The sequence below is a fragment of the Bradyrhizobium sp. genome (assembly GCF_004799445.1).
Lineage (GTDB): Bacteria > Pseudomonadota > Alphaproteobacteria > Rhizobiales > Xanthobacteraceae > Bradyrhizobium.
The window spans coordinates 21,360-34,506 of record NZ_SSNA01000141.1 but is presented as its reverse complement, the minus strand read 5'-3'; the positions used below and the strand labels follow the sequence as shown (position 1 = coordinate 34,506).

Annotated in this window: 12 protein-coding genes; 8 read left to right on the top strand and 4 right to left on the bottom strand. The window is 62.8% G+C overall.

The window, feature by feature from the left end; all coding sequences use genetic code 11:
- Positions 1-9: 9 nt before the first annotated feature.
- The 3 genes from E8A46_RS19540 to E8A46_RS19530 all read right to left on the bottom strand — a co-directional run bounded on the left by E8A46_RS19540 (position 10) and on the right by E8A46_RS19530 (position 3,726).
- Complete coding sequence (locus tag E8A46_RS19540) at positions 10-480, bottom strand: DUF3455 domain-containing protein (protein WP_291564755.1); 471 nt, start codon at positions 478-480, stop codon at positions 10-12.
- A gap of 41 nt (positions 481-521) precedes the next feature.
- Complete coding sequence (locus E8A46_RS19535; protein ID WP_291564625.1) at positions 522-1,739, bottom strand: NADP-dependent isocitrate dehydrogenase; 1,218 nt, start codon at positions 1,737-1,739, stop codon at positions 522-524.
- 259 nt (positions 1,740-1,998) lie between these two features.
- Positions 1,999-3,726 carry an alpha/beta fold hydrolase gene (locus E8A46_RS19530; protein ID WP_291564621.1) on the bottom strand — a complete coding sequence of 576 codons (1,728 nt, stop codon included), beginning with the start codon at positions 3,724-3,726 and terminating at the stop codon, positions 1,999-2,001.
- 288 nt (positions 3,727-4,014) lie between these two features.
- On the opposite strand from E8A46_RS19530, the gene E8A46_RS19525 reads away from it, so the two are divergent.
- The 3 genes from E8A46_RS19525 (at position 4,015) to E8A46_RS19515 (ending at position 6,936) form a co-directional block, all read left to right on the top strand.
- On the top strand, positions 4,015-5,217 hold the full coding sequence (locus E8A46_RS19525) for a TrmJ/YjtD family RNA methyltransferase (protein WP_291564619.1): 1,203 nt from the start codon (positions 4,015-4,017) through the stop codon (positions 5,215-5,217).
- Between the two features lie 106 nt (positions 5,218-5,323).
- The gene (locus E8A46_RS19520; RefSeq protein ID WP_291564616.1) at positions 5,324-5,815 is read left to right on the top strand and encodes a heme-binding protein; all 492 of its coding nucleotides are present in this window, start codon (positions 5,324-5,326) and stop codon (positions 5,813-5,815) included.
- 44 nt (positions 5,816-5,859) lie between these two features.
- Positions 5,860-6,936, top strand: coding sequence for an alpha/beta hydrolase (locus E8A46_RS19515; RefSeq protein ID WP_291564613.1), 1,077 nt, complete (start codon positions 5,860-5,862; stop codon positions 6,934-6,936).
- 31 nt (positions 6,937-6,967) lie between these two features.
- Here E8A46_RS19515 and E8A46_RS19510 read toward each other — a convergent pair whose 3' ends face one another.
- Positions 6,968-7,633, bottom strand: a complete 666-nt coding sequence (locus E8A46_RS19510; protein WP_291564610.1) for a TetR/AcrR family transcriptional regulator — start codon at positions 7,631-7,633, stop codon at positions 6,968-6,970.
- A gap of 228 nt (positions 7,634-7,861) precedes the next feature.
- Between E8A46_RS19510 and E8A46_RS19505 the strand changes: the two genes are divergently transcribed.
- From E8A46_RS19505 to ntrB, 5 genes are all read left to right on the top strand, one after another.
- Positions 7,862-8,404 carry an OsmC family protein gene (locus E8A46_RS19505; protein ID WP_291564607.1) on the top strand — a complete coding sequence of 181 codons (543 nt, stop codon included), beginning with the start codon at positions 7,862-7,864 and terminating at the stop codon, positions 8,402-8,404.
- A gap of 50 nt (positions 8,405-8,454) precedes the next feature.
- Positions 8,455-9,573 carry an acyl-CoA dehydrogenase family protein gene (locus tag E8A46_RS19500; protein ID WP_291564604.1) on the top strand — a complete coding sequence of 373 codons (1,119 nt, stop codon included), beginning with the start codon at positions 8,455-8,457 and terminating at the stop codon, positions 9,571-9,573.
- Between the two features lie 55 nt (positions 9,574-9,628).
- Complete coding sequence (locus E8A46_RS19495; protein WP_291564601.1) at positions 9,629-10,507, top strand: sulfurtransferase; 879 nt, start codon at positions 9,629-9,631, stop codon at positions 10,505-10,507.
- Positions 10,508-10,621: 114 nt separating this feature from the next.
- Complete coding sequence (locus tag E8A46_RS19490; RefSeq protein ID WP_291564598.1) at positions 10,622-12,007, top strand: CmpA/NrtA family ABC transporter substrate-binding protein; 1,386 nt, start codon at positions 10,622-10,624, stop codon at positions 12,005-12,007.
- A 163-nt stretch (positions 12,008-12,170) separates the two neighbouring features.
- Complete coding sequence (ntrB, locus tag E8A46_RS19485; RefSeq protein ID WP_291564595.1) at positions 12,171-13,010, top strand: nitrate ABC transporter permease; 840 nt, start codon at positions 12,171-12,173, stop codon at positions 13,008-13,010.
- Positions 13,011-13,147: the final 137 nt, after the last annotated feature.

Below are 13,147 nucleotides of genomic sequence, written 5' to 3'. Positions count from 1 at the left end.
GGAACACGCTCAGCCCTTGCGCAGGAACACGTACTCCGCGGCGTAAGGCGCGCTCTTGAAGCTGCCGACTTTGTCGCAGGCGCCTTCGAGCTTGCCGCCCTGGGTGTTGATCCGCTGCACCGTCGTGACCCCGGTCAGGACACCGCTGCCGCGCCGGGAGGTCACCTCGAGCTTGAGCCAGGGGATATCGTTCGCGGTCGCGCCCGGGGCATTGCCGATCGATTTGCCGACCACGGCGCTGCCGTCGCTGTGTTCCCAGTTCGGCCCGGCATAGTGCCGGCCGATGGTTTTGCCATCGACGATCAGTGTCGCGATCGGTTCACGGAACGCCCAGGCCGGCTTGCCGTCGGCGGCGGCCTTGCATTCGTACACCTGCGCGCCTTCGGCGTGCACGCTGAGCACGATGATCTCTCCCGGCGCAGCGACGGCGTCGGGGAGGGGTGTTTCGGCGGCGGACGCGTTGATCAGCGACGCCGCCATCAACGGCAACGCGAGCAGGGCGCTCCTGAGGGGTGTCGTGCTCATTTTGCCGCCATTGCCTTGGTGAGGTTTTCCGCGACCTTGTCGAGGAAGCCGGTGGTCGACAGCCAGCGCTGGTCGGCGCCGACCAGGAGCGCGAGGTCCTTGGTCATGAAGCCGGCTTCGACGGTATCGACGCAGACCTTCTCCAGCGTGAGCGCGAAATTGTCGAGCGCCTCGTTGTTGTCGAGTTTGGCGCGATGCGACAGCCCGCGGGTCCAGGCGAAGATCGAGGCGATCGAATTGGTCGAGGTCTCCTTGCCCTTCTGATGCTCGCGGTAATGCCGCGTCACGGTGCCATGGGCGGCCTCGGCCTCCACCGTCTTGCCGTCCGGCGTCATCAGCACCGAGGTCATCAGGCCGAGCGAGCCGTAGCCCTGCGCGATGGTGTCGGACTGCACGTCGCCGTCGTAGTTCTTGCAGGCCCAGACATAGCCGCCCGACCATTTCATCGCAGCCGCAACCATGTCGTCGATCAGGCGGTGTTCGTAGGTGATGTGCTTGGCGTCGAATTTCGCCTTGAATTCCTTGTCGAAAATGTCCTGGAAGATATCCTTGAACCGGCCGTCATAGACCTTGAGGATGGTGTTCTTGGTCGACAGATAGACCGAGTAACCCTTCGACAGGCCCTGATTTAACGAGGCGCGGGCGAAATCGGCGATCGAATCGTCAAGATTGTACATCGCCAGCGCCACGCCGGCGCTGGGGGCCTTGTAGACTTCCCGCTCGATTACCTTGCCGTCCTCGCCGACGAATTTCATCGTCAGCGTGCCTTTGCCCGGAAACGTGAAGTCGGTGGCTTTGTACTGGTCGCCAAAGGCGTGGCGGCCGATGATGATCGGCTTGGTCCAGCCGGGAACCAGCCGCGGCACGTTCTTGCAGATGATCGGTTCGCGGAACACCACGCCGCCAAGGATGTTGCGGATGGTGCCGTTCGGCGATTTCCACATTTCCTTCAGGCCGAATTCCTTCACCCGGGCCTCGTCCGGGGTGATGGTGGCGCATTTGACGCCGACGCCGACCTTCTTGATGGCATTGGCGGCATCGATCGTAACCTGGTCGTTGGTCTTGTCGCGGTACTCCATCCCGAGGTCGAAATACATCAGGTTGATATCGAGGAACGGGTTGATCAGCTTGTCCTTGATGTATTGCCAGATGATCCGGGTCATCTCGTCGCCATCGAGTTCGACGACGGGGTTGGTCACCTTGATTTTTGCCATGGAGATCGGGCCTTTTTGGAATAGCGCGTTTCGGGGTGGATGGGATGATCTGCGCGCTATAGCACCGCAAACGCCCTGGCGAAAGCCAAGGCGTTATGCAGTTTAAGCCGATCTTTTAGCCTAGAGCCCCGGTTCTGATTGATCAGAACCGGGGCTCTATCTCTTCAATCTTGACGCGTTCTCTACCGCAGATAAGTCCACGCAATCTGCGTAAACTTGATTGCTATGCCAACCGGTGCCCACTTCGCTCGAAAACGCTCTAGAACGCCGCCTGCGTGGCGGTGCCTGCCACCACGTACCAGGTAACGACGAGGCCGCAGATCAAGGCGCCGGGCAGGCTGGAGCCGGTACGCCGCCAGGTGAAGGTGGCGATCACGGCGCATGTCGCAAACACCGGTACGAACTGGATGGCGATGATGGTGGAGAGCGGCACGAAGCCGGGATCGGGTACCGGGTTGAACAGCTTTCCCGATAGCCACAGCGTGCCGTACTGCAAGGCCAGCAGCACGATCAAACCGAGCGTCAACGCCAGGATATTGGTCGAATAAAGCGCGACGCGGCCTGCGCTTATGGTCGAAAAATTCCGGTGTAGCACGCGCAGCGAGATTACGAAAAACGCCGTGAACGGAATGAGATAGATCAGGAAGATCAGGAATTGCTTTGCGCTCATCAGCTTCAAAGCGACGATCCAGAACCGGAAATCGACCTTGAAGGCGACGTCGGCGAGCCAAAGTGCGGCATAGCCGACGATCACGGTGGCCAATGCGATCAGGATCGACGGGCCGATGATCCCGGTCCGGCTGGCGCGTTTGGGCGCGAACGGCATCAGTGCGAGCGCGATCAGCGCATTGATGACGGCCCAGACCATGATCTGGTTGGTGATGCCTTGCGGCAGGTAGGCCGACGGCGTCACGAAGGTGCCGCCCAGCGCGAATGCCGGATAGTAGATCAGCGCGGGAATGAAGGCGGATAGCACAAAGGCTGCGGTCCAGCGGCCGCCGCTGGGCGCGACCGGCGCCGGCGCGGTACCGTCGGCGATCACGGGCAGTCTCAGGTGCGAAAACACCGGCGATTCGAGCAGGCTGTCGAACACCCCGAGCAGCAGCACGACAAAGCCGATCAGTGCGATCAGGGTGCCGATCTCCTTGCGGAACCAGATTTGGTCATCCGAGGGGAGCGGCGTGCCGCCCTGCAAGGTCTTGGCGAACCAGTCGAGGCTGTAGCCGATGGCTTGACGCGAGATATGCTCGTCCGGATGGGTGATCGCCGGCGTGTACAGCACTCTGGCCGTGCCTTGCGCGAGGTCGCCATAGACCTTGCCGGGTTCGACGGCGCCTTGGGTGCCAAACAACGCCCAGAGTTTTGGGCTTTGGGTGACGTCGCGCGCCCGCTCGACGCCCCACATCAGGTCCGGAAATTCCTCGTATTGCGCGAACACCAGCGCGACGTTGCGCGGCCAGCTTGCGCTGCCCTCGGCGGCGAACGGTTTGCCGGTCGAGGATCCCTCCAGCACCATCGACTTGTAGTCGTTCGGCATGGCGGTCGCGGCCGCAAGCACGGTCCAGCCGCCCATCGAATGGCCCTCGAGCCCAATATTGTTCTTGTCGACGATGTCGAGGCTGCGCAGATGGGCGAGCCCATCGGGCCCGCCAAAGCCGTTGGCGAACGCCGGCGGATCGCTGTAACCGTGGCCGGTCTGGTCGAGCGCCAGCACCACGTAACCCCTGCGGGCAAACTCGATGGCGAAGCCATCCTGGGTCTCGCGCGAATTGATGTAGCCATGCACGGCCAGAATGCCGGGGGCGGGGGTCTTGGCGGTCGCATTGGGCGGGATATAGAGCAGGGCGCTCATGGTGTTGCCCTTGGCGCCGGCAAAGCGGACATCCCTGATCTGGATGCCGCCCGAGGTTTGCGTCAAATAAGCCAGCACGGCGCCGGCCAAAATCAGAATCACTCCGGCAATGGCCAGAGACCATTTGCGATGCATGGTAACCTCCCCTGTGCCCCGCGCCGTTGAGCCAGCTTTCGGGTTCGTTTTAATTTTGACTGATAGCCTATCCGAAAGGCGAGCGCGCGCAAGCGACGGTTGTGACGCCGCATTCGGGTTTCGGCCCCATGCCAGAAAATTTCACTAAGCCGATTATATTGCTTGAGAAATTCTCCCGGACAGGCAAACGAGGGGCTCGTTGGCTGAGGAGTTTGAATCAGTTTCTTCAGAAGTTGATTCAAGGCCTTCAGACACCTGCAATCAGCTTGAATCAGAGGGTGAAGTGAGATGTCCGGTTCGGGCACCGACAAGACCAAATCGGGCTTTGACCTCGCCGGCCCCATTGTCATTCTGGTCGAGCCCCAGCTCGGCGAGAACATCGGCATGGCCGCCCGCGCGATGGGAAATTTCGCCCTGACGCGCTTGCGCATCGTCAACCCGCGCGACGGCTGGCCGAATATCAGCGCGCAGCGCGCCGCCTCGGGCGCCGACCATATCCTGGATCATGTGGAGCTGTTCGACACGGTCGAGCAGGCGGTCGCCGACTGCACGCTGTTGTTCGCCACGACCGCCCGCGCCCATGATCAGGCCAAGCCGGTGGTCGGGCCGGAAGCCGCCGCGCGGGAGATGGCCGGCCAGACCGCCGCCGGCGGTACGGTCGGCATCCTTTTTGGCCGCGAGCGCTACGGGTTGCAGAACGAGGAGGTCGGGCTTGCCAACCGCATCATCACCTTTCCGGTCAATCCCGGCTTTGCTTCACTCAATCTGGCGCAGGCGGTGCTGCTGATCGGCTACGAATGGTTCAAGCTCGCAACCGAAGGCGCGTTGCCGTTTTCGATGCCCGAACGCTCCGAGCCCGCCTCGCAGCACCAGATGCAGGCCTTCTTCGACAATCTGGTTCGCGAACTCGACAAGGTCGAATTCCTGCGTCCGGCGGAGAAGCGCGAGACCATGCTGGTCAATTTGCGCAACATCTTCACCCGGATGGATTCGACCAAACAGGACATGCACACCCTGCACGGCGTGGTGATGGCGATTGCCGAGGGACGCAAGGGGCCGGCCAAGGGCGGCGTGCTCGATGGCGCGCAGGCCACCCGGTTGCGGGCGCTGCTGGCCGAGCACGGGCAGGGCGCCCTGCCATCGGAAAGCGGCACGGTGCGCGGGCTGGCGCGGCTGTTGCGGCGCAATCCGACCGACGCCGAGCGGATCATGTGGCAGGCGTTGACCCGCGACCGCCGCTTCGCCGGCCAGTTCAAGCGCCAGACCCCGGTCGGCCGGCATATTCCGGATTTTGTCTCCTTCGTGCACCGGATCGCGATCGAACTGATCAACCCCGGCGAGACCGACCTCATTGTCAGGGATCGCGCCGCGCGGCAGGCCTGGCTGGAGACGCGCGGCTACCGGGTCGTCACTATGGGCGTCGCCGATGTCGAGGGCGATCTTGCGGCCGAACTCGATCGGCTCGAATCCTGTCTGCCGGGATCTTCCTGACGGCAGGGACAACCGGGCCGGGCGCGAATTTCTCTGCAGTTGCCAGGATTAAGTCGGACGGATTAGGGTTCAACAAGAACAATCAATAACCAAAGGGAGACCCCAGATGGGTGCCGTCAGAGTAGCATTCCTCGCCTCGGTTTCGATCTTCGCCGCCGCGCCTGCCTTGGCGCAGGCGCCTCAGGTCGAAAAGAATGTCTCGATGGGCCTGTCGCTCGCCATCATCCAGGGCGCGATCGAACAGTGCACCAAGGACGGCTACAAGGTTTCCGTCACCATCCTGGACAAGTCCGGCAATGTCGCGGCCCAGCTGCGCGGCGACGGCACCGGCCCGCACACCATGGAATTCAGCCGCCTGAAGGCCTACACCGCCCGCACCCGCAACCAGACCTCGCTGCAGACCATGAAGCTGCTCGAGGATCCCGCCAACGCCTTCATCCGCCAGATCCCCGGCGTGGTCGGTGTCGGTGGCGGCGTTCCGATCCGGGCGGGCAATGAGGTGATCGGCGGCGTTGGCGTATCGGGCGCGCCTGGCGGCGAAAAGGACGAAGTCTGCGCCAATGCCGGCCTCGCCAAGGTTGAGGCCGCGCTCAAATAGAGCGTGGCTTTGCAACAATATAACCCTGGAATTGGAGACGACCGATGAAGAAGTCGCCGCGTTCGCTTGACCATGCCGTGGCCGTAGGCTGCCTGGCCCTGTTGTCCGTCGCCACGATGACGCAGGTTTCCGCGCAGACCGCGGCTCCTGCCGCGCTCGAAGTGCCGGCCAAGACGATTCCCGTGCCGACCGACGTCAGCCCGCAGTTGCAGAAGGTCATCGGCGCGCCACTGCGGTCGAACTGGAATATCCAGCCCAAGACCGGCGAGGAATGGAAGCCGGTCGCGGATGCGGGCGCGGCGGCGCTGGTCAAGAACGTGCCCGGCATGCTCGAGCGCCTCAAGGTGAAGGTCGAGAAGACCACAATCGACGGCGTGCGGGCCTACATCGTCACTCCCGAAACGATCGCGCCCGAGAACCGCAACCGACAGCTGATCCACATGCATGGCGGCTGTTACGTGCTCAATCCCGGCGACGCCGGATTGCCGGAAGCCATCTTCATGGCCGGTTTCGGGCACATCAAGGTGATCTCGGTGGATTACCGCATGCCGCCGGAAGCCTATTTCCCGGCCGCGCTGGACGACGGCATTACGGTCTGGAAAGCGGCCTTGAAGACCATGGACGCAAAGAACATGGCGATCTTCGGGACCTCGGCCGGCGGCTCATTGACGCTCGAAATGGTGCTGAAGGCGAGGGAGCTCGGGCTTCCGTTGCCCGGGGCCATCGGGCCGGGAACGCCGATGTCGGATGTCACCAAGATCGGCGACACCTTCCAAACCAACGCGATGCTGGACAACGTGCTGGTTTCCCCAGACGGCTTTTGTGACGCGGGCACCAAAGTCTATGCCAACGGACACGACATGAAGGACCCGATGCTGTCGCCGGTTTACGGCGACATGAAGGGCTTTCCGCCGACCATCCTGACCAGCGGCACCCGCGACCTGCTGCTGAGCAATACGGTTCGCGTTCACCGCAAGCTTCGTCAGGCGGGCGTCGAGGCCACCCTGCAGGTCTATGAGGGGATGTCGCACGCCCATTACATCCGTGACGATACCGCGCCGGAGTCGAAAGAAGTGTTCGAGGAGATCGCGGGCTTCTTCGACAAGCATCTCGGCAAATAAGCGGGGAAGGACGGCGTCGCCGTCCGTCCGATCAGACCGCCATCAGCTGTTCCGGCGCGCTGCCCGCGCGCTTGGCCTTCTTTGGCTTCGAAGGCACAAACAGCGAGCACGCCGCTAAACCCGCCGTGTCTGCGACGCCGGGATCGCGCGACACCATGGCCGCGACGATCGCGCCGTCCATCAGCAATGCCAACTGATGGGCCAGCACTTCCGGCTCGGCCGCGCCCATTTCGCCGGCGAGCTTCTCGATGTAGGCGAGAACCACCTTCTTGTGCCGCATCGCGATGGCGCGAAGCTGCTTCTGATCCTTGTCGTGCTCGCCGACGGCGTTGATGAAAGGGCAGCCGTAAAAGCGCTCCTGGCGAAACCAGTCCTTCAGCGCAGGGAAAATCCGCGCAAGCTTGGCCTGCGCGCTGCCGCCGCCGGTTTCGATGGCCGCGATGAACCATTCGCGCCACTGCTTGCCCTCGGTCTCGAGCACAGCATGCACCAGGTTATTTTTCGATCCGAACAGCTTGTAGAGGGTTGTCTTCGCGGTGCCGGCTTCATTGATGATGGCGTCGATGCCGGTCGCATTGATGCCGTTCTTGCAGAACAGCCGCGTCGCGGCGCTCAGCAGGCGTCCGCGCGCGGACTCATCGTCGCCAGCGGCGACATTGGCCACGGCGGAACGTCCCTTCAAGGATGCTTTGCCCATGTGTCCAGTTAATCCAACTGTGCCGCAATCATCAAGTCGCATCTTGCTGCGCGCAAAATGATCGCGCTCGTCAGCAATTGCATCACGATTAAGCAGCCCGTCGCTGGTCGATTCGAAGGCAGCGCGGGCTAAGCGGCTTTGGGACTTTGGGTTTTCTCCCGGACGGCATCTGGCACGCTTCATGCAGGATACAGACCGTTCGGTATCCTGCCCCTAGGGAGAAAATCAATGACCGCGGTCGCTCAGAAAACAGTGCTCACAGGCTGCCTTGCCCCGATCGACAAGGACGGGCTGGAACAGCTCATCGCCAACGGCAAGGCCAATCCGAAGGTCATCAAGACCTTGAAGTGCAAGACGGTGGCCGAAGGCAAGTTCCGCCACGCCAACTACATCCGTAACCTCGCGCCCTACATCGTCGACGAACCCCCGGGCCTGCTCGGCGACGACACCGCGCCGAATCCCTCCGAGGCTTCGCTCGCTGCGCTGGGCTCGTGCCTTGCCGTGGGGCTGCACGCCAACGCGGTGCATCGCGGCTGGATCGTCAACAAGCTCGAGCTCCAGCTTGAGGGCGACCTCAACATCACCGCGGTCTGGGGCACCGGCGACGTCAGCGAGAAACCGGTCGGCTTCACCGATGTGCGGGTCAAGGTCGACATGGAATGCGAGGGCATCCCGCAAAGCGAGATCGACGCACTGGTGGCCCACGTCAAGAAGTGGTCGCCGGTCGCCAACACCTTCACGCGCCCCGTCAATCTCGAGGTCAGCGCTTAACGGCCAAAAAGGCCGCACGTTGCAAAACCAGGCGTATGGCGGAGGGTGTCATGGGTTCATTGGCGGTATCGAGGCGCGCGGTCGAAGATGATCTGCCTTCGGCATCGATTGCCGATCAGGTCGCGACAATCGCCCGCAAAAACCTGGCACCGATGGCGGCCGCGATCGACGCCGGCTCCGTCTATCCGGACGAACTGCTCCGGCGCCTCGGCGATGTCGGCGCGTGGGCCAGTCATCAACCAAAGAATGGCGCAGCCGATCTGCGCTGCGCCATTCAGTCGATCGCCGCCCTCGGCGAAGTCTGTGGCGCGACCGCCTTCATGGCGTGGTGCCAGAATACGCTGGTCTGGTACGCCGCGAATTCCAGCAATCCCAAGCTCGTTGCCAGATTCGGCGACCAATTCGCGACCGGAAAAATCCTCGGCGGCACCGGCCTTTCCAACCCGATGAAGAGCTTCTTCGGAATCGAGAAGCTGAAACTCAGGGGCCGCAAGGTCGATGGCGGCTACACCGTCAGGGGCGCGCTGCCCTGGGTGTCCAATCTCGGGCCCGGGCATTTCTTCGGCACCATTTTCGAGCGCGAGGACGAGCCCGGCGGCATGGTGATGTTCCTGGCCGATTGTTCCGACCCGGGCGTCACCTTGCAGCCGTGCAAGCCGTTCCTTGCGATGGATGGCACCGGCACCTATGGCGTCCAATTCCGTGACGTCTTCGTGCCCGACGATCTCATCCTGGCCGACCCGGCCGGCGCCTTCATCAGGAGAATCCGCGCAGGCTTCATCCTGCTGCAGGCTGGCATGGCCACCGGGCTTATCAAGGACTGCATCAACATCATGAACGAGGTCGATGCGCCACTCGGCCACGTCAATCGCTATCTGCCGCAACAGCCGGTCGATTTCCGGGATCTGCTTTCAGATCTCGAATCCCGGACGATGGAATTGGCGCGCGATCCGTTCAATGAAGACGACGCCTATTGGCGCGACGTCGTCGACCTGCGCTTGCAGGCCGGCGATGCCTGCGTCGCGGCCGCCCATTCGGCGATGCTCCATTGCGGCGCGCGCGGTTATCTCATGAGCCATCGCGCCCAGAGACGGCTTCGCGAAGCCTATTTCGTCGCCATCGTCACGCCCGCCACCAAGCAACTGCGCAAGATGCTGGCCGACATGTGAATTTCTTAAGAGGACTTCGGATCGACCCCAACCACCCAAGAAAGGAGAGGCTGCCATGACGGACATTCTGATTTCTGCCAGCGAACTCGCCGAACTCGTATCCAGGGAGCCGTGTGTCATCATCGACACCCGCAATCCGGATGCTTATGGCGCGGGACACATTCCGAATGCCGTGAATGTGCACGAGATATTCACTTACCTCGCCACCTCAACGCCGGAAGGCATTCACGAGTTGAAGACGAAGTTCGCCGACGCCTTCGGAAAGGCCGGACTGTCGGGCAAGGAAACCGCGGTCATTTACGAACAGTCGATGAATTCGGGTTTCGGCCAGTCCTGCCGCGGCTATTTCCTCTTGACCATGCTTGGCTATCCCAAGATCAAGGTCTTGCATGGCGGCTACGACGCCTGGGTGGCCAAGGGATTGCCGGTCACGACCGCTGTGCCGAAGCCTGCGCCGGCCTCGTTCTCGATCGTTCCCGAAGCCGCCGACATCCTGATCGACGCCAAGACCATGCTGGCCGCCGTCGGCAAGCCCGGCATCGCTCTGCTCGACGTGCGCGACGTCGATGAGTGGATCGGTGACAGTTCCTCGCCCTATGGCAAGGATTTCTGCCCGCGCAAGGGGCGCATCCCCGGCGCCGTCTGGCTTGAATGGTACCGCATGATGAAGCCGACGGCAGAGGGACCTCGCTTCAAGTCCAAGGATGAAATCCTGGCCGAATGCGCCACCGTCGGCATCTCGCAGAATACCCCGGTCTACCTCTATTGCTTCAAGGGCGCGCGGGCGTCGAACACCTTCCTCGCGCTGAAGAATGCCGGAGTGAAGGATGTCCGGATGTATTTCGGCTCATGGAACGAATGGTCGCGCGATCCGTCGCTGCCGATCGAGGAAGGCCTGCCCACCGAGGCCAAGCTGACCGAAAAAGCGGCATAGAACCTGCATGTTTTTTCACCGCCCGGCCGAATTGTTAGCGGCCGGACGGTGAATCCCCCCGCGCGTGGCGGGATTTGCCCCCTGTTCGATCGGCACCACGTGAGGGAATGAAGCATGTCCACCTTCGACGACCCCTTCGATGCCGGCCGCAAGCTTTCGCGGGCGGGCTGTGCGTGCGGCCAGCATCGGTCCGCGACCGAACACGATCAGGCCGCTTTGGCGCTGCGCTGCGAACCGGTGGCGAGTACCGAGGCGCGGTACGAGGGCGTCGTTGCTTCGGCGGTGATGCGCGCGATGTTTCCCAAGGATGCCGCGCGCCGGGCGTTCCTGAAATCGGTCGGGGCCTCGACCGCACTCGCCGCGATCTCGCAATTCTTTCCGCTGAAGACGGCGACCGAGGCGTTTGCCGAAAGCGGCGCGCCGGAGAAAAAGGACCTGAAAGTCGGCTTCATCCCGATCACCTGCGCGACGCCGATCATCATGGCGGCGCCGCTCGGCTTCTATGCCAGGCACGGCCTCAACGTCGAGGTGGTCAAGACCGCCGGCTGGGCCGTGATCCGCGACAAGACCATCAACAAGGAATACGACGCCGCCCACATGCTGGCGCCGATGCCGATCGCGATTTCGCTCGGCCTCGGCGCGCAGGCGATCCCGTTTGCGGTGCCGGCGATCGAGAACATCAACGGGCAGGGCATCACGCTGGCGATGAAGCACAAGGACAAGCGCGATCCCAAAGACTGGAAAGGCATGAAGTTCGCCATTCCGTTCGACTATTCCATGCACAACTATTTGTTGCGCTACTACCTCGCCGAACACGGTCTCGATCCCGATACCGATGTGCAACTGCGCTCGGTGCCGCCGCCGGAGATGGTCGCCAATCTTCGCGCCGAGAACATCGACGGCTTCCTCGCGCCGGACAATATCTGCCAGCGCGCGATCTATGACGGCGTCGGCTTCATGCACCTTTTGTCCAAGGAGATCTGGGACGGGCATCCCTGCTGCAGCTTCGCGGCGAGCCGGGAGTTCATCACGGGCTCGCCCAACAGTTTTGCGGCTCTGACCCGGGCGATTCTCGATGCGACGGCCTACGCCTCGAAGGCGGAGCATCGCAAACAGATCGCCGAGGCGATCGCGCCGGCGAATTACATCAACGCGCCGGTCACCGTGCTGGAGCAGGTGCTGACCGGGACCTATGCCGACGGGCTGGGCGGCGTCAAAACCGACGCCAAGCGCGTCGACTTCGACCCGTTCCCCTGGCAATCCTTCGCGGTCTGGATGCTCACGCAGATGAAGCGCTGGGGTCAGGTCAAGGGCGATGTGGATTACAAGTCGATCGCCGAGCAGGTCTATCTCGCGACCGACACGCGCAAAACCATGGCCGAGATGGGGCTGGCGCCGCCGGCATCTTCCTACAAGTCGTTCGCGGTGATGGGCAAGACCTTCGATCCGGCTGCTCCAGAGGATTATCTCAACAGCTTCAAGATCAGGAAGTCGTCGTGAAGAATAAGGCGACGACTTCCGCTTGTTCACCCCTCCCCGCGTGCGGGGAGAGGTCGGATGGCGCGCGTCAGCGCGCGATCCGGGTGAGGGGGACTCTCCACGAGTTGAGTTCCTGGCGATTCCCCCTCACCCCAACCCTCTCCCCGCAAGCGGGGAGAGTGCGATGACCTCATCCCTCCGCCTTCGCGCGGCAATCGTTTCGATCGCGCTGTTCGCAGCCTTCATCGGGGTCTGGCACATCGCCACGCGCGGCACCGGCGCGGTCGCCAGCATGAGTCCGGAATACGCCAGGCTGATGGGCCTGACAGCGACGGCCGGCAAATCGGCGATGCCGGGTCCGCTCGATGTCGGCGCCAAATTGTGGGAGCACCTGCAGCGGCCCTTCTACGACAATGGGCCGAACGACAAGGGACTGGGCATCCAGCTCGGCTACTCGATCGCGCGCGTCGGGCTCGGGTATCTTCTTGCCGTCATCGTCGCCATCCCGCTCGGCTTCCTGATCGGGATGTCGCCCCTGATCAACCGGGCGCTCGATCCATTCATCCAGATTCTGAAGCCGATCTCGCCGCTCGCCTGGATGCCGCTGGCGCTCTACACCATCAAGGATTCCGGACTGTCCGCGATCTTCGTGATCTTCATCTGTTCGGTATGGCCGATGCTGCTCAATACCGCGTTCGGCGTCGCCGCCGTGCGCAAGGAATGGATCAACGTCGCGCGCACGCTCGAAGTCGGCACGCTCCGGCGCGCCTTCACCGTCATCCTGCCGGCGGCCGCGCCGACCATTCTGACGGGGATGCGGATCTCGATCGGCATCGCGTGGCTGGTGATCGTCGCCGCCGAAATGCTGGTCGGCGGCACCGGCATCGGCTACTTCGTCTGGAACGAGTGGAACAACCTCTCGATCACCAATGTCATCATCGCCATTCTCCTGATCGGCATGGTCGGCATGCTGCTCGACCAGATTCTGGCGCGCTTCACCCGCATGGTCACGTTCCCGGAATGATGCGATGACCGTAAACCCGACCTTTGTCGTGTTCCGGGCGCACTGCGGCGCACTCGGGTCCGCGCCTGGCGCGGCCCGAGCACAGGCTCCGTGCCGCCGTGCAGAACCGGGACCCACAGCAACGTGGGTCCCGCGTC

Excerpts from the sequence above, each read along its gene's own strand:
- E8A46_RS19495 (WP_291564601.1), top strand. The coding sequence starts at position 9,629 with ATGACGGACATTCTGATTTCTGCCAGCGAACTCGCCGAACTCGTATCC.
- E8A46_RS19520 (WP_291564616.1), top strand. The coding sequence starts at position 5,324 with ATGGGTGCCGTCAGAGTAGCATTCCTCGCCTCGGTTTCGATCTTCGCC.
- E8A46_RS19530 (WP_291564621.1), bottom strand. The coding sequence starts at position 3,726 with ATGCATCGCAAATGGTCTCTGGCCATTGCCGGAGTGATTCTGATTTTG.
- E8A46_RS19525 (WP_291564619.1), top strand. The coding sequence starts at position 4,015 with ATGTCCGGTTCGGGCACCGACAAGACCAAATCGGGCTTTGACCTCGCC.
- E8A46_RS19500 (WP_291564604.1), top strand. The coding sequence starts at position 8,455 with ATGGGTTCATTGGCGGTATCGAGGCGCGCGGTCGAAGATGATCTGCCT.
- E8A46_RS19515 (WP_291564613.1), top strand. The coding sequence starts at position 5,860 with ATGAAGAAGTCGCCGCGTTCGCTTGACCATGCCGTGGCCGTAGGCTGC.
- E8A46_RS19505 (WP_291564607.1), top strand. The coding sequence starts at position 7,862 with ATGACCGCGGTCGCTCAGAAAACAGTGCTCACAGGCTGCCTTGCCCCG.
- ntrB (WP_291564595.1), top strand. The coding sequence starts at position 12,171 with ATGACCTCATCCCTCCGCCTTCGCGCGGCAATCGTTTCGATCGCGCTG.
- E8A46_RS19535 (WP_291564625.1), bottom strand. The coding sequence starts at position 1,739 with ATGGCAAAAATCAAGGTGACCAACCCCGTCGTCGAACTCGATGGCGAC.
- E8A46_RS19540 (WP_291564755.1), bottom strand. The coding sequence starts at position 480 with ATGGCGGCGTCGCTGATCAACGCGTCCGCCGCCGAAACACCCCTCCCC.
- E8A46_RS19490 (WP_291564598.1), top strand. The coding sequence starts at position 10,622 with ATGTCCACCTTCGACGACCCCTTCGATGCCGGCCGCAAGCTTTCGCGG.
- E8A46_RS19510 (WP_291564610.1), bottom strand. The coding sequence starts at position 7,633 with ATGGGCAAAGCATCCTTGAAGGGACGTTCCGCCGTGGCCAATGTCGCC.